Below are 14,959 nucleotides of genomic sequence, written 5' to 3'. Positions count from 1 at the left end.
GGGCCCGGCCGGCCCGCCCCGCCGCGGTGCGCCTGGCCCGTGTCAGGGCGGCGCGTGGCCGCGCTGTCTGAGCGCCGCCACCTCGCGGTAGAGGTCGGCGGCCTCGCGGGCGCGGCCCAGCTGTTCGAGGCAGTGCGCCTCGTCGTCGCGGCCGGCGAGCGTGTCGGGGTGGGCGGGGCCGAGCAGCCGGGTCCGGGCGTCGGCGACCTGCCGGTACAGGCTGAGCGCGTCGGTCCAGCGCCCGAGCCAGCCGAGGGCGACGGCGACCTCGCGGCGGCTGACGAGGGTGTCGGGGTGATCGGGGCCCAGGACGTGCTCGCGGGCGGCGGACACCGCCTGCGCCTCGGCCAGTGCCTCGTCCCAGCGGGCCAGCCGGCCGAGGTTGACGCCGAGGCCGTGGCGGGCCCGCAGGGTCTCGGGGTCGGTGGGGCCGTTGACCCGGGTGCGGTCGGCGACGAGCGCGCGGTACAGCTCCAGGGCGTCGGCGCTGCGGCCGAGACGGCCCAGGCTGATGCCGACCTCGTAGCGGGTGGCGAGGGTGTCCGGGTGCCCGGCGCCGAGCAGCCGGGTCCGTGCCTCGGCGACCTGGCGGTATGTGTGCAGGGCTTCCGTCCACCGGCCGAGCCGGCCCAGCGTGTAGCCGACCTCGTAGAGCGTGACCAGGGTGTCGGGGTGGTCGGCCCCCAGCACCCGGGCACGGGCCGCGGCCACGTCACGGGCCGTGCGGTACGCGTCCTCCAGGCGACCCAGCCTGCTGAGGCTGAAGGCCAGGTTGTGGCGGCAGCGCAGGGTGTCGGGGTGGTCGGGGCCCAGCGCGCGTTCCCGTGAGGCGAGCACGGCGGCGTGCAGTTCGTGGGCCTCGGTGTGCCGGCCGAGGCGGCCGAGCGCGTATGCCGTCTGCTGCCGGGCGGCGAGCGTCTCGCTGTGCTCGGCGCCGAGCGCGCGGGCGCGGTCCTCGGCGATGCGGCCGAACTCGCGCAGCGCGTTCTCGGCCCGGTCCTCGCGGGTGGGGCCGGGTCCCGGGATCCGGTGGTCGGCTCGGGTGCCCGGGGCGGCGGTCGCGGTGGTCCAGGCGAGGGTGAGGCCCGCCGCGTGGTCGGGCGGCGCCATGGGGCCGGCGGTGCCCGTCGCCTTGTGGCCGCCGGTCATCGTGTGCGCCCAGGCGGGCAGCCGTGCGGCGGGAGCGGGCGTCCGGCCGAAGCGGACGACGGGGGCGGGCGGCAATTCGCCGGCCGGGCCCGGGAAGGGCTGCTCACCGGTGCGCCCGACGGCGATGCGGCGACGCAGGTCGTGGGCGTCGGCCGGGCGCTCCTCGGGGGTCTTGGCGAGCAGGTCGAGGACGACCCGGTCGAAGAACCCGGGGAGTTCGGCGCGGTGGGAGCGCAGCGGCTCGGGCGGGGTGTCGCGGTGGCCGACGAGGATGCCCCAGGAGTCCTCCAGGTCGAAGGGCGGGGCACCGGTCGCGATCTCGTACAGCACGCAGCCCAGCGAGTAGAGGTCGCTGCGGTGGTCGACCTGGCCGCCGCTGATCTGCTCGGGCGACATGTAGTGCGGGGTGCCCATGGCGATGCCGACGCCGGTGAGCCGGGAGGTGACCGGGATGCCGTGGCCCGGCCGGGCGATCCCGAAGTCGCAGATCTTCACCGTCCCGTCGGACAGCCGCATGATGTTGGCGGGCTTGAGGTCGCGGTGGACGATGCCCTGCTGGTGGGTGTAGCCGAGCGCGTCGGCGACCTGCTCGGCGATGTCCACGATGTCGTCCACGGGCAGCGGGTGCTGCTCGTTGTCCTCCAGGAGCTGGCTGAGATTGCGGCCGTCCAGCAGCTCCATCACGAGGTAGAGCACGCCCTCGTACTCGCCGAAGTCGTGGACGACGGTGACGCCCCGGTGCTGGAGGGCTGCGGCGACCCGGGCCTCGCGGCGGAAGCGTTCGCGGACGATGCGGGTGTGGTCCTCGTCGTGCCGGCCGCTCATGGGCTTGAGACATTTGACGGCGACCTGGCGGCCCAGCGCCTCGTCGCGGGCGCGCCACACCTCGCCCATGCCGCCGCGACCGATCAGGTCGAGCAGCCGGTACCGGCTCTGGATCAGCCTGGTCTCCGCCATTCCTGTTGCCGCCCCCGTCGTTCAGCCCACTGTCGCCGCGCCCTCCCCGGTCAGTCCAGTATGGCTGCCTGCCTCTTCAGTGTGTACGGGGTGGGGCGGCTGCCGGGTCCGAGCCGTGCCATCGCGTTCATGATGTGACCGGGCGGAAGCCGCCACCGCAGCCGCGCGGGAACGGCCCGCAGGAGCGCCCCGGTGGCACGCAGCCGGCGGTCCACGGCGGCGGGCGGCGGCGCCGTCCTGCCGTACAGCTCGTGGGCGAACGGCGGCAGCGACCGGTACGCGAGGGTGGCCACGTGCCGCCACAGCAGCTCGCGTACGGGGACGAGGAGCGGCGGCACGGGCGGGCGGCGCAGGAAGCTGTCGACGTCCAGCGCCTCCGGCGTCCGGGCGAGCCGGGGCCGCACACGGGCGAAGTAGTCGGCCATCTCGGCGGTCGTCGCGGGTACGTCCTCGGGGTCGAGGCCGACGAGCCGGGCGCTGTGCCGGTGCTCGGCGATGTACTGGTCGGCCTGCCGGGCGGTGAGCGGGTAGCCGGAGCGGCGCAGGACCTGGAGGTAGGAGTCGGCTTCGGCGCAGTGCACCCACAGCAGCAGCTCCGGCTCGTCCACGCCGTGGATGCGGCCGGTCTCCGGGTCGGTGACCTTCAGCCGGGCGTGGATCCTCCGGACCCGGGCGCCCGCCTTCTCGGCGGCCTCGGTGGTGCCGTACGTGAGGGTGCCGACGAACCCCGCCGTGCGCATCAGCCGGCCCCAGGCGTCCTCGCGGAAGTCGGAGTTCTGCATCACGCCGCGCACGGCGAGGGGGTGGAGCGCCTGGAGGTAGAGGGCCCGCACCCCGGCGATCCACATCATCGGGTCGCCGTGCAGCTGCCAGGTGACCGATGCGGGTCCGAAGAGCCCGGGGTCGGCTTCCGTCATGTGCGTGTCCCTCCCGCTCCGGGGTGTCCGGCGCCGCGTCGCCCGGACGACCCCCAGTGTGGCCGGGGAAGCGCTCGATGGGCACCCCGCGGCGGGGCGTCGGGCCGGGGACGGCCTGGGAGGGCCGCCTCCGCGGTGCCGGAGCGGGGCGCGGCCGGATGCGCTGCTCTCCGCCGTGGCGGCGGCCGCCGCGCGGGGCGGGGGACAAACCTGGGCGGAGGAGGGCCCGGCTTGTCATACTCCTCCGATGAGCGACATACCCTCCCCCGCACTCGACTCGCTCGCCGGGCTCGCCTTCGGTGACGCCTTCGGCGACCGCTGGTTCGGCATCCTGCGCCGCGAGGGGCCCGAGCCCCTGGAGGCCCGGACGCCGCCCCCGGAGCCCGTGTGGCCTTGGAGCGACGACACCGCGCAGGCGCTGGTCCTGGTGCGCGAACTCGCCGAGGGCGACGGCGCCGTGGACCAGGACCGGTTCGCCCGGCGCCTGGCCGAGGAGTACGCGGCCGACACGCACCGCGGCTACGGGGCGTCGATGCACGACGTCCTGCGCCGCATCGGCGCGGGCGAGCCCTGGCAGGAGCTGGTGACCGCCCAGTTCGAGGGCATGGGCTCCTGGGGCAACGGGGCGGCGATGCGCGTCGCCCCGCTCGGTGCCTGGCACGCCGCCGACCTGGACACCGCCGTCGAGCAGGCGGCCCGCCAGAGCGCGGTCTCGCACCACCACCCGGAGGCCGCCGCCGGGGCGGTGGCGGTCGCCGTCGCCGCGGCGCTGGCCACGCGCGGCCGGGGCGGCCCGGCGCCCGAGCGCGGCGCGTTCCTCCAGGAGGTCGCCGCGCACCTCCCGGACAGCGAGGTGCGCTCGGGCGTCCGGATCGCGGCCCGGATGCCCGCCCGCACCTCGGTCCGCCACGCCGCGGAGGTCCTGGGATCCGGCTACCGGATGTCCGGGCCCGACACCGTCCCGTTCGCGCTGTGGTGTGCGGCGGGCCACCTGGACGACCTGGAGGAGGGCCTGTGGTGCACGGTCGCGGGGCGTGGTGACATCGACACCACCTGCGCCGTCGCGGGAGGTGTGATCGCCGCCCGTACCGGTGTCGCCGCCCTCCCCCCGACCTGGCACGCGGCACGCGAACCGCTGCCGGGGTGGGCGGCGCTCAGCGTCTGACCGCGCGCAGCACCACGAACTTCGGGTCGCCGGCCACCGTCTGGCAATTGCCGAACACGCGGCGCAGGGTGGCGTGGTGGCCCAGATGGCGGTTGGCGACCACCCAGAGCTCACCGCCCGGGCGCAGGGCCCGCCGGGCCCCGTGGAACATGCTGCGGGCGGTCGCGTCGGTGGTGGCCTGGTGCGAGTGGAACGGCGGGTTGTTGAGGACCAGGTCCGCGCTCCCGGGTCCGGCTCCGGCCAGGCCGTCCCCGACGACGAAGCGCGCCCGGGCGTCCGGCCCGGTGTTGTCGCGGAAGGTCGCCTCGGCCGATGCCACGGCCTGGTGCGACTCGTCGACGAAGGTGAGAGTGGCGTCGGGGTTGGCGAGGGCGGCAGCGAGGCCGAGGACGCCGTTGCCGCAGCCGAGGTCCACGACGCGGTCGGGGCCCGAGCGGTCCGGCAGGTGCTTGAGGAAGAAGCGGGTGCCGATGTCGAGCCGGTCGGCGCAGAAGATCCCGGCGTGGTTGGTCACGGTGTGCCCGGCGGCCGCCCCGGCGTCCGGGGGCAGCGCGTAGCGCAGCGGCCAGGGGCTGGGGGTGCGCGGCAGGACGGGGTCCGGGGTGCAGTGGATGAGCCGGGCCTTGCGGACCGCGAGGGAGGTGCGGGTCGGGCCGAGGACACGTTCGAACAGGCTGAGGGTGGAGGTGTGGATCTCCTTGACCATGCCGGTGCCGACGACGACGGTGCCTGCGTGCACGGCGGGCGCGATGCGGTGGAGCTGGTCCTCCAGGAACGCGAGGCTCTTCGGGACGCGTACGAGGAGCACGTCCACGCGGTCCGGCGGGGTGTCGCGCGGGGACAGCAGGCGCACTGCGTCGGCGGGCAGCCCGTTGCGTTCCAGGTTCGCCGCGGTCGCCCGCTGCCCGAGGTAGGAGTCGCTGATCTGTACGGGGTGGTGCGCGGCCAGGACCGTGCTCAGGGCGCCCCAGCGGTCCCCGACGACGACGACGTTCCCCGAGACGTCGACCGCCTCCTCCAGGTGCTGGAGGAGGTAGGCGTCGGCCGCGTCCCAGGCACGGAACGGGTCGCGGGGGTCCTCGGGGAAGCGGGCGAGGTCGTAACCCGCCTCTGACGTCGTCAAACGGTTCATTGTGCGTTCAGGCTAACCGAGCGGCGCCCGGCGCCCGTACCCGCCGCGGGCGCGACGGCCGTGGCCGCCGCACCGTACCGCTGTCTACGGAAGTCGCTTGTCGATGGCCGCCCGGCCCTCCCTGGCCAGGGTGCGCTCCGCCCACTCGAGGTTCTCCGGGGTCAGGTCCCGCCCGGACGCGAGCACCAGGTCCTCGGCGGACGGGTTCTCGGTGGCGCCGGTGTGCAAGAGGTCGTCCGGAGTCAGGCCCCGGGTGCTGGATACGGAATCGGACTCGTCGCTCATGCCGCCTCCTTGTCCTTCCCGTCATTCTCGCCCGCCGCCGGTGCTCCCGCATCCGAGACCGGGGCGGGGTCCCGGAACGGGTTCGGGGCTCTCACTTGACCTGCACATGATAGATACGCGGGGTTCACACATCGTGACGGTCCGCATGGGACGCTCCCGCGTACACATAGCGGACACGACCACCGCAGAGCCGCCCCCCCCCACCCCGTGACGGCGCCGCGGTGCGCGTATTCCCCGAGAGGACACCCCACATGTCCCGTCGTCACCTTCCCGCGTGCCGCGCACTGCCCGCCGCGCTCGCCTCCCTCGCGGTGTTCACCGGCACGGCCGCCGCCGCACCCGCCCCCACGCCACCGTCCGCCACCGCCTCCCCGCTCGGCGCACTGGACGACACGTACTACGAGGACGCGACCGGCAAGACCGGCGCCGCGCTGAAGAGCGCCCTGCACACGATCATCAGCGACCAGAGCAGGCTCACCTACAGCCAGGTCTGGGACGCCCTGAAGGACACCGACGAGGATCCCGCCAACCCCTCGAACGTCATCGAGCTGTACACCGGACGCTCCGAGCCCAAGAGCGACAACGGCGGCAACCCCGGCCAGTGGAACCGCGAGCACGTCTGGGCCAAGTCCCACGGCGACTTCGGCACGGCGACCGGCCCCGGCACCGACATCCACCATCTGCGCCCGTCCGACGTCCAGGTCAACTCCACGCGCGGCAACAAGGACTTCGACAACGGCGGTACGGAACTGGGCGACGCCCCCGGCAACTACACCGACGCCGACTCCTTCGAACCGCGCGACGCCGTCAAGGGCGACGTGGCGCGGATGATCCTCTACATGGCCGTGCGCTACGAGGGCGACGACGCGTTCCCCGACCTGGAGCCCAACGACAGCGTGTCCAACGGTTCCTCACCGCACATCGGCCGGCTCTCCGTACTCAAGGCATGGAGCGAGCAGGACCCGCCGGACGCCTTCGAGAAGCGGCGCAACGACGTCATATACGAGGACTACCAGCACAACCGGAACCCGTTCGTGGACCACCCCGAGTGGGTGGAGGCCATCTGGTGACGGCCCCGCGGCCCTGACACCGGCCGCCGGCCCTTGCCATCCACGCCCTTGAGTGTCACCACGGCCTTCTGCCGGCTGCGCTCGGCGTCGGCGGACACGGAGGCGGCGCACTCGTCCCGGGTGCGCTCGCCACGGGTCGGGCCCGGGCGGGCACGGGGGAAGCCGCTCCCTCCGCACCCAGGATGACCAACTCGCCCATATGAGGATCCAAAGGTATGAATTGACTCGTTGATGCACCCGCTCCGCACGCAGTGCGCAATTCCCCGGGAGGGAACTGATGGACACGGACGCCCTGACCGCCGGCCTGCTGCAGGAGCTGCGCCGGACCAGGCCCTATCCGGCCCTGTCCCTGACCATGCCGACCCACCGGCGCGCCCCGGACAACGCCCAGGACGCCGTCCGGCTGCGCAACCTGCTGTCCGAGGCCCACAACCGGCTGGAGGCCGATCCGGAGGTCGGCCGCGAGGCGTGCGCCGCGATCAAGCAGCAGCTCGACCGCGCGGCGGGCGAACTCGACCAGCGCCGGGCCCTGGACGCGCTCGTGCTCCTCGCCACGGCCGACGAGTACCAGATCTGGCGGCTGCCGCGTACCGCACCCGAACGGGTGGTGCTGAGCGACAGCTACCTCACCCGCAACCTGGTCGCCGCGAAGGCGCAGGCGCGCCCCTTCTGGGCACTCACCGTGGCCGCCGACCACGCCGCCCTCTTCAGCGGCACCACCGAGTCCGCCCAGGAGGCCCACGTCGGCGGCTTCCCGCTGACGGCACCGCGCGAGGAGTTCAACCCGCAGCGCATGGAGCGGACCGGCGACACGCCGAGCAACTTCGCCAGCGAGGACACCCGCAACTTCCTGCGCACCGTGGACGAGAAGCTGCGTGCCGTCCTGGCCACCGACCCCCGCCCGCTGTACCTGGTCGGCATCGCGCCGGCCCTCGCCCTGTTCGACGAGGTCGCCGAGAGCGCGAAGGACGCGGTCGGCCGGGTCACCAAGGGCGCGCCGGCCGACAACGCGCCCCGCGACCTGCTCACCGAGCTGCGTCCGGCCCTGGACGCCCGGCGCGAGCACTTCGCGAAGGAGATCGACGGGCGGCTGGACGCGGCGCGCGGCCGCAAGGCGTTCGCCGGCGGTCTCGACGAGGTGTGGGCCGCGGTGCGCGAGGGCCGCGCCGGTCTGGTGGCGGTGGAGGAGCACTTCCAGCAGACGGTACGGGTCGACCAGGAGCACCTGAAGCCGGTGACCGACGACGTGGTGGACCCGTCCGACGCGAGCGTCCGCGAGGACATCGTGGACGAGCTGGTCGAGGCGGCGCTGGACAGCGGCGCGGAGGTGTTCTTCGTCGCGGACGACTGGCTCAAGGGGCACGGCCGGATCGCGGCCGAACTGCGCTTCTGATCCCGCGCGGCGTACGGCGAGGGCCCGGACGGAGATTCCCGTCCGGGCCCTCGCCGTACGCCGCGGAGCGGGTCAGCCCTCCCAGGACCAGTCGGCCACCTCGGGCAGGTCGGTGCCGTGTTCGCGGATCCAGGCGTGGTGGCGGGAGCGGGTGTCCGCCATCTCCTGCCGCACCGCCACGGCGCGGACGCCCAGGCCGGGGACCCGGTCGATGACGTCCATGACCAGTCGGTAGCGGTCGAGGTCGTTGCGGACGACCATGTCGAAGGGCGTGGTGGTCGTGCCCTCCTCCTTGTAGCCGCGCACGTGCAGGTCACCGTGCCCGGCGCGGCGGTAGGCCAGCCGGTGGATCAGCCACGGGTAGCCGTGGTACGCGAAGATGACCGGCTTGCCCCGGGTGAACAGCGCGTCGTACTCGGAGTCCGGCATGCCGTGCGGGTGCTCGGAGTGCGGCATGAGCCGGGCCATGTCGACCACGTTGACCACCCGCACCGCCAGCGCCGGCAGATGGCGCCGCAGCAGCTGGGCAGCGGCCAGGGTCTCCAGCGTGGGTACGTCACCGGCGCAGGCGAGGACGACGTCGGGCTCGCGGCTGCCGTCCTCCGTGCCCGCCCAGTCCCAGAGGCCGGCGCCGCGTGCGCAGTGCACCCGGGCCTGGTCGAGGGTGAGCCAGTCGAAACTCGGCTGCTTGCCGGCCACGATGACGTTGACGTAGTCCCGGCTGCGCAGGGCGTGGTCGGCGACGGAGAGCAGGGTGTTGGCGTCGGGCGGCAGGTAGACGCGTACGACTTCGGGGCTCTTGTTGAGGATGTGGTCCACGAAGCCCGGGTCCTGGTGCGAGAAGCCGTTGTGGTCCTGGCGCCAGACGTGCGAGGTGAGCAGGTAGTTCAGCGAGGCGACGGGGCGGCGCCAGGCCAGGCGGCGCGAGGTGCGCAGCCACTTGATGTGCTGGTTGACCATCGAGTCCACGATGTGGGCGAACGCCTCGTAGCAGGAGAAGAGCCCGTGCCGGCCGGTCAGCAGATAGCCCTCCAGCCAGCCCTGGCACAGGTGCTCGGACAGGACCTCCATGACCCGGCCGTCCCGGGCGAGGTGCTCGTCGGTCGGGAGGGTGCGGGCCTGCCACGCCTTGCCACTGGCCTCGTAGACGGCGTCGAGCCGGTTGGAGGCCGTCTCGTCGGGCCCCACGAGCCGGAAGTCCCTGCGGTCCGCCGTCGCCGCCATGACCGCTTCGAGGAGGCCGCCCAGGACCCGGGTGGGCTCGCGGAGTGTGGTGCCGGGCCGGTCCACCGGGACGGCGTACCCGTCGAGGTCCGGGACGGGCAGGTCGCGCAGGAGCAGGCCGCCGTTGGCGTACGGGGTGGCGCCGAGGCGGGCGGCGCCCTCGGGGACGCAGGCGAGGACCTGTTCGGTGGGACGGCCCTCGGCGTCGAAGAGCTCGTCCGGCCGGTAGGACCGCAGCCACGCCTCCAGCCGGCGCAGGTGGTCCGGGTTGTCGCGGACGCCGGACAGCGGGACCTGGTGGGCGCGCCAGGTGGATTCGACGGGCAGCCCGTCGACCTCGGCGGGCCCGGTCCAGCCCTTCGGGGTGCGCAGCACGATCATCGGCCAGCGCGGGCGGTCGGTGTCGCCGCCGGTGCGGGCGGCTGCCTGGATCTCCGCGATGCGGTCGGCGGCGCGGTCCATGGCGAGGGCCATCGCCCGGTGCACCGCGCGCGGCTCGTCGCCCTCCACGTAGAGGGGGTCGTGTCCGTAGCCGCGCAGCAGGGCGTCGAGCTCGGTCTGCGGGAGGCGGGCGAGCACCGTCGGGTTGGCGATCTTGTAGCCGTTGAGGTGGAGGACCGGCAGCACGGCCCCGTCGTGGACCGGGTCGAGGAACTTGTTGGCGTGCCAGGACGCGGCGAGCGGTCCGGTCTCCGCCTCGCCGTCGCCGATGACGCAGGCGACCACCAGCTCGGGGTGGTCGAGGGCGGCACCGTAGGCGTGCGCGAGGGAGTATCCGAGTTCGCCGCCCTCGTGGATGGAGCCGGGGGTCTCGGGGGCGACGTGGCTGGGGACGCCGCCGGGGAACGAGAACTGCTTGAAGAGCCGCCCCATCCCCTCCGCGTCCCTGCCGACGTCCGGGTAGGCCTCCGAGTAGCTGCCGTCCAGCCAGGATCCGGCTAGGACGGCCGGCCCGCCGTGGCCGGGGCCCCAGATGCACAGTGCCGGTGTGCCGCGCGCGCTGATGAGGCGGTTGAGGTGGGTGTACACGAGGTTGAGCCCGGGCGAGGTGCCCCAGTGGCCGAGCAGCCGGGGTTTGATGTGCTCGGGGGCGAGCGGCCGGGTCAGCAGGGGGTTGTCCATCAGGTAGATCTGCCCGACCGCCAGGTAGTTGGCGGCCCGCCAGTGCGCGTCCAGCGCGTCGAGTTCCCGGTCGGACGGGCCGGGCGGCGGTGGGGCGTCGCTCATGGTGACCTCTCAGCGGGGCTTGTTCGGGGCGTCGCGCGTACGGTCACCGGGGCTCGGAGCCGTACCAGACGGTGGTGGCGTTGCAGAACTCGCGGATGCCGTGCCCGGCGAGCTCACGCCCGTAGCCCGAGCGCTTCACCCCGCCGAAGGGCAGCGCGGGGTGGGAGGCGGTCATGCCGTTGAAGAAGACGCCGCCGGCCTGGAGGTCCCGGACACAGCGGTCGGCCTCGGCGGCGTCGCGCGTCCAGACGTTGGAACTGAGTCCGAAGGAGGTGTCGTTGGCGACCTCGACGGCCTGCTCCAGGCTGTCCACACGGTAGAGGGAGGCGACCGGGCCGAAGGTCTCCTCGCGGTGGACGCGCATCTCGGGTGTGATGCCGGCGAGGACGGTGGGCGCGTAGAACCAGCCGTTCTCCAGCCCGCCGCCCAGGCCCTCGGGGCGTCCGCCGCCGCACAGCGCCTCGGCGCCCCGGTTCACCGCGTCGTCCACCAGCTCCTCCAGGTCCGCGCGCCCCTGTTCCATGGCGATCGGCCCGACGTCGGTGGACTCCTCCAGCGGGTCGCCCACGGTCAGTTCCCGCATGCCCACGGTGAAGCGCTCGGCGAACTCCTCGTACACCTCGGTGTGCACGATGAACCGTTTGGCGGCGATGCACGACTGGCCGTTGTTCTGGGCGCGGGCGGTGACGGCGGTGCGGGCGGCCTTGGCGACGTCCGCCGAGGGCAGCACCAAGTAGGGGTCGCTCCCGCCGAGTTCCAGGACGGTGTGCTTGATCTCGTCACCGGCGATGGAGGCGACGGAACGGCCCGCCGGCTCACTGCCGGTGAGCGTCGCGGCGACCACCCGGCGGTCGCGCAGGATGCCCTCGACGGCCTTGGAGCCCACGAGGAGGGTCTGGAAGCAGCCGGCCGGGAAGCCGGCACGGCGGAAGAGGTCGCCGAGGTACAGCGCGGTCTGCGGCACGTTCGACGCGTGCTTCAGCAGGCCCGTGTTGCCGGCCATCAGGGCGGGGGCGGCGAAGCGCACGACCTGCCACAGCGGGAAGTTCCACGGCATCACGGCGAGGACCGGGCCGAGCGGCCGGTAGCGGACGTACGCGCGCACCGCGCCGGAGTCCTCCACGTCGGCGGCGGCGGGGTGCTCGTCGGCGAGCAGTTCCTCGGCCCGGGCGGCGTACCAGCGCATCGCCTTGGCGCACTTCGCGGCCTCGGCGCGGGCCGCCGTGACGGGCTTGCCCATCTCCAGGGTCATGGTCCGCGCGATGTCCTGCTGGTCCTCGTCCAGGAGGTCGGCGGCCCGGCCGAGCAGCCGGGCCCGCTCGGCGAACGTGGTGGTGCGGTAATCGCGGAAGGCGGCGTCGGCCGCGGCGATCCGCTTCTCGATCTCGTCCTCCTCCAGCGCGTCGAACGTCCTGAGCGTCTCGCCGTTCGCGGGATTGACCGTCGCGATGGGCATGACTGCGGCCTCCTTGCCTCGGTACTTCGACCGTGCCGCGCGGCGGGCCCGCCCGCAACGCGGGCCGTGACACGGCAACGCCCCCGCCACCGCATACCCGGCCGGCGCGGATCATGCATGCTCGGGACATGCGATCCGCGCCGGCCGGGGGCTGGGGGTACGTCTCAGACGAGCGCCGGGGCGGCGTCCGGGACGGTCTCGTCGGCGGCCGCCGGAACCGGCTCGGGGATCTCCGCGACCGCGGCCGGCGGGCGGCGGAACTCGCGGACGCCGGGCAGCGGCGGCAGCGGCACCAGCTCGATGTGCTGCGGCTCCTGGGCGTACCGGGTGAACCAGACGACCTTGCCGTCGGCGGTCCGGCAGGTGCCCCAGCTGTCGCTGAGGGCCATGACCCGGCTCAGGCCACCGCCCTCGTGGAGCAGCCGCGGCATCTCGGAGCCGTTGTCGGCGACGGAGACCGTGAGGTGCCGTCCGGACCAGCGGAGTTCGACGACGCAGCGGTTGTCGTCACCGACGTGCCGGTGGACATTGGTCAGCAGCTCCTCCACGGCACGGCACACGGGCCGTACGTGGAGTTCGAGACTCCAGTGGCGCAGGTGGGCCGCGACTATGCGTCGCAGCTGGTCCACACGGTCTGCGGAAACCTGGAGTTCGACCAGATAGTGCCGGTCGAGTGGAACGGTCATCGTCGAGGCTCCTCACATCGAGGCCCACGACTTCGCCTCGTTGAACCAACGACCCCCGAATACGAAGAGTGAGCAGATGTCTCTTCTGGGTCACTCCACAGGGTGACCCGGCTGGGCCGGTCGCGCAACATATCGGGCCGCGCACCCCGGGTGACCGGCGCTTTCGCGCGAACGGGGGATGCGCGGCCCGGGGGTCAGGCCAGGTGGGTGAGCACCCGGTCGGGTGTGAGTGGCAGGGTGCGCACGCGGGCTCCGGTCGCGTGCCGGAAGGCGTTCCCGACGGCCGCGGCGGCGCCGACGATGCCGATCTCGCCGATGCCCTTGCTCCCCATGGGGTTGAGGTGGGGATCGTCCTCCTCGATCCAGTGCGCGTCGACGGCGGCCACGTCGGCGCAGACGGGGACGTGGTACGAGGCGAGGTCGCACTCGGTGAAGTCGCCGTAGACCGGGTCCAGGGTGGAGCCCTCGGTCAGGGCCATCCCGATGCCCATGGTCATGCCGCCGATGAACTGGGAGCGCGCGGTGCGGGAGTTGAGGATGCGGCCGGCCGCGAAGACGCCGAGCATGCGGCGCACCCGGACCTCTCCGGTGCGGGTGTCGACGGCGACCTCCGCGAAATGGGCCCCGAAGGCGTGGCGGGCGTACGGGGACTCCTCGGCGGTCTCCTCGGTCGTGTCGGCGGTGACGGTCACCCCTTCGGCGGGCAGCGGCCCGCTGCGCGCGGCGAGCCGTTCCGCGAGCGTGGAGGCGGCCTTGTGCACGGCCCAGCCCCAGGAGGCGGTGCCGGACGAGCCGCCGGCCAGCGGGGCGTCGGGCAGGCCGCTGTCGCCGATGTCGATGGCCACGTCGTTCAGCGGTGCGCCCAGCGCCTCGGCGGCGATCTGCGCGAGGACGGTGCGGGCGCCGGTGCCGATGTCCGTGGCGTTGACGGCGACGCGGTAGGTGCCGTCGGGGGCGGCGTGCGCGGTGGCGTGGCTGGCGCTCGCGTACACGGGATACGTGGCCGAGGCGACGCCCGTGCCGAGCAGCAGGGCGCCTTCGCGGCGGACGCCGGGGGCCGGGTCACGTCCGGCCCAGCCGAAGCGTTCGGCGCCCACGCGCAGGCAGTCGGCCAGGCCGCGGCTGCTGAAGGGCTTGCCGGAGTCCGGTTCGTCGGCCGGGTCGTTGCGCAGCCGCAGCTCGACGGGGTCGACGCCGAGTTCCGCCGCGAGTTCGTCCATGGCGGATTCGAGGGCGTACATGCCGGGGCACTCCCCCGGGGCGCGCATCCACGACGGGCTGGGCACGTTCAGGGCGGCGACCCGGTGTGTGGTGCGGCTGTGCGCGGAGCCGTACATGACACGGGCGGGTACGGCGGCCTGCTCCACGAACTCCTTGACCTCGGAGGTGTGGGTGATGATCTCCTGGGCGACCGAGGTGAGCGTGCCGTCGGCACCGGCGCCGAGCCTGACGCGCTGCACGGTGGGCGCCCGGTGCCCGACGAGCGCGGGCATCTGCCGCCTGGGCAGGGCGAGTTCGACGGGGTGGCCGGTGTGCAGGGCGGCCATCGCGGCGAGCACGGCCTGCGGGCGCGGCGTGCCCTTGGAACCGAAGCCGCCGCCGACGTGCTCGGAGAGGGCGGTGACCCGGTCGGTCCCGATCCCGAAGGCGGCGGCGAGGCTGTCGCGCACCTTGGTGGCGCCCTGGCTGGAGTCATAGACGGTGAGGTGCCCCGCGGGCGACCAGTGGGCGGTCGAGGCATGCGGCTCCATGGGGTGGTTGTGCAGCGGCTCCAGGGTGTACGTGACGTCGACGCGTACGGGCGACGCCTCGAAGGCCCGGTCGAAGTCGCCGCGCTCCCGGACGGCGGGGTAGCCGCCGTTGGCCTGTTCCGGGGTGTAGAGGCCGGGGTGGTCCTCGGTGAGCAGGACGTCGTGCGGGGTGGTCTCGTACGTGATGTGGAGGGCGTCGGCTCCGGCCCGGGCGCTCGCGAGGCTGTCGGCGACGACGAGCGCGACGGGCCAGCCCCGGTGGGGCACCCGGTCGTCCTGGAGGACGGCGAGGATGGGGTCGTCGGGCTCGGCCAGGCGCGGCGCGTTGTCGTGGGTGAGGACGCTGTGGACGCCCGGGTGGGCGAGGGCGTCGACGGTGCGGACGGCCGTGACCCGGCCGGACGGCACGGTGGCGGGCACCGGCCAGGCGTACAGGCAGCCGGGCAGGCCGCGTTCGGCGGCGTAGCGCGCGGCGCCGGTCACCTTGGCGCGGCCCTCGCGGCGGACGGCGGGCGCGCCGAGCGGCTGGGGGGCGTGGCTCATGGCG

At 73.9% G+C, this 14,959-nt stretch carries 10 protein-coding genes and 1 pseudogene; 3 read left to right on the top strand and 8 right to left on the bottom strand.

Annotated features, from left to right (window positions below):
* Positions 1-42 precede the first annotated feature (42 nt).
* The gene (locus ACLQ2N_RS11910; protein ID WP_425811889.1) at positions 43-2,106 is read right to left on the bottom strand and encodes a protein kinase domain-containing protein; all 2,064 of its coding nucleotides are present in this window, start codon (positions 2,104-2,106) and stop codon (positions 43-45) included.
* Positions 2,107-2,159: 53 nt separating this feature from the next.
* A pseudogene (locus ACLQ2N_RS11905) lies at positions 2,160-3,023 on the bottom strand (oxygenase MpaB family protein); the annotation flags it as partial.
* A gap of 247 nt (positions 3,024-3,270) precedes the next feature.
* On the opposite strand from ACLQ2N_RS11905, the gene ACLQ2N_RS11900 reads away from it, so the two are divergent.
* On the top strand, positions 3,271-4,188 hold the full coding sequence (locus tag ACLQ2N_RS11900; RefSeq protein ID WP_425811887.1) for an ADP-ribosylglycohydrolase family protein: 918 nt from the start codon (positions 3,271-3,273) through the stop codon (positions 4,186-4,188).
* Here ACLQ2N_RS11900 and ACLQ2N_RS11895 read toward each other — a convergent pair.
* Together ACLQ2N_RS11895 and ACLQ2N_RS11890 are read right to left on the bottom strand one after the other, a co-directional pair.
* Positions 4,178-5,320 carry a methyltransferase gene (locus tag ACLQ2N_RS11895; protein ID WP_425811885.1) on the bottom strand — a complete coding sequence of 381 codons (1,143 nt, stop codon included), beginning with the start codon at positions 5,318-5,320 and terminating at the stop codon, positions 4,178-4,180. The two genes, ACLQ2N_RS11900 and ACLQ2N_RS11895, sit on opposite strands and share 11 nt — an antisense overlap.
* 84 nt (positions 5,321-5,404) lie before the next feature.
* Entirely contained in the window at positions 5,405-5,605 is a 201-nt protein-coding gene (locus ACLQ2N_RS11890) for a hypothetical protein (protein WP_425811883.1), read from the bottom strand.
* A 251-nt stretch (positions 5,606-5,856) separates the two neighbouring features.
* On the opposite strand from ACLQ2N_RS11890, the gene ACLQ2N_RS11885 reads away from it, so the two are divergent.
* Both ACLQ2N_RS11885 and ACLQ2N_RS11880 read left to right on the top strand, forming a co-directional pair.
* The gene (locus ACLQ2N_RS11885; protein ID WP_425811881.1) at positions 5,857-6,675 is read left to right on the top strand and encodes an endonuclease I family protein; all 819 of its coding nucleotides are present in this window, start codon (positions 5,857-5,859) and stop codon (positions 6,673-6,675) included.
* Positions 6,676-6,952: 277 nt separating this feature from the next.
* Positions 6,953-8,068 carry a chemotaxis protein gene (locus ACLQ2N_RS11880; protein WP_425811879.1) on the top strand — a complete coding sequence of 372 codons (1,116 nt, stop codon included), beginning with the start codon at positions 6,953-6,955 and terminating at the stop codon, positions 8,066-8,068.
* 72 nt (positions 8,069-8,140) lie between these two features.
* Here ACLQ2N_RS11880 and ACLQ2N_RS11875 read toward each other — a convergent pair whose 3' ends face one another.
* From ACLQ2N_RS11875 to ACLQ2N_RS11860, 4 genes are all read right to left on the bottom strand, one after another.
* Positions 8,141-10,519, bottom strand: coding sequence for a phosphoketolase family protein (locus ACLQ2N_RS11875; protein ID WP_425811877.1), 2,379 nt, complete (start codon positions 10,517-10,519; stop codon positions 8,141-8,143).
* A 43-nt stretch (positions 10,520-10,562) separates the two neighbouring features.
* On the bottom strand, positions 10,563-11,975 hold the full coding sequence (locus tag ACLQ2N_RS11870; protein WP_425811875.1) for an NADP-dependent succinic semialdehyde dehydrogenase: 1,413 nt from the start codon (positions 11,973-11,975) through the stop codon (positions 10,563-10,565).
* Positions 11,976-12,139: 164 nt separating this feature from the next.
* Entirely contained in the window at positions 12,140-12,661 is a 522-nt protein-coding gene (locus tag ACLQ2N_RS11865; protein ID WP_073865509.1) for an ATP-binding protein, read from the bottom strand.
* 194 nt (positions 12,662-12,855) lie between these two features.
* Positions 12,856-14,955, bottom strand: a complete 2,100-nt coding sequence (locus tag ACLQ2N_RS11860; RefSeq protein WP_425811873.1) for a xanthine dehydrogenase family protein molybdopterin-binding subunit — start codon at positions 14,953-14,955, stop codon at positions 12,856-12,858.
* Positions 14,956-14,959: the final 4 nt, after the last annotated feature.

Origin of the sequence: Streptomyces sp. DT224, assembly GCF_049844595.1 — a bacterium.
GTDB lineage: Bacteria > Actinomycetota > Actinomycetes > Streptomycetales > Streptomycetaceae > Streptomyces.
This window is presented reverse-complemented; position numbering and strand designations above follow the sequence as displayed.

Coding starts and splice junctions, on each gene's coding strand:
- ACLQ2N_RS11910 (WP_425811889.1), bottom strand. CDS start 2,106: ATGGCGGAGACCAGGCTGATCCAGAGCCGGTACCGGCTGCTCGACCTG.
- ACLQ2N_RS11900 (WP_425811887.1), top strand. CDS start 3,271: ATGAGCGACATACCCTCCCCCGCACTCGACTCGCTCGCCGGGCTCGCC.
- ACLQ2N_RS11895 (WP_425811885.1), bottom strand. CDS start 5,320: ATGAACCGTTTGACGACGTCAGAGGCGGGTTACGACCTCGCCCGCTTC.
- ACLQ2N_RS11890 (WP_425811883.1), bottom strand. CDS start 5,605: ATGAGCGACGAGTCCGATTCCGTATCCAGCACCCGGGGCCTGACTCCG.
- ACLQ2N_RS11885 (WP_425811881.1), top strand. CDS start 5,857: ATGTCCCGTCGTCACCTTCCCGCGTGCCGCGCACTGCCCGCCGCGCTC.
- ACLQ2N_RS11880 (WP_425811879.1), top strand. CDS start 6,953: ATGGACACGGACGCCCTGACCGCCGGCCTGCTGCAGGAGCTGCGCCGG.
- ACLQ2N_RS11875 (WP_425811877.1), bottom strand. CDS start 10,519: ATGAGCGACGCCCCACCGCCGCCCGGCCCGTCCGACCGGGAACTCGAC.
- ACLQ2N_RS11870 (WP_425811875.1), bottom strand. CDS start 11,975: ATGCCCATCGCGACGGTCAATCCCGCGAACGGCGAGACGCTCAGGACG.
- ACLQ2N_RS11865 (WP_073865509.1), bottom strand. CDS start 12,661: ATGACCGTTCCACTCGACCGGCACTATCTGGTCGAACTCCAGGTTTCC.
- ACLQ2N_RS11860 (WP_425811873.1), bottom strand. CDS start 14,955: ATGAGCCACGCCCCCCAGCCGCTCGGCGCGCCCGCCGTCCGCCGCGAG.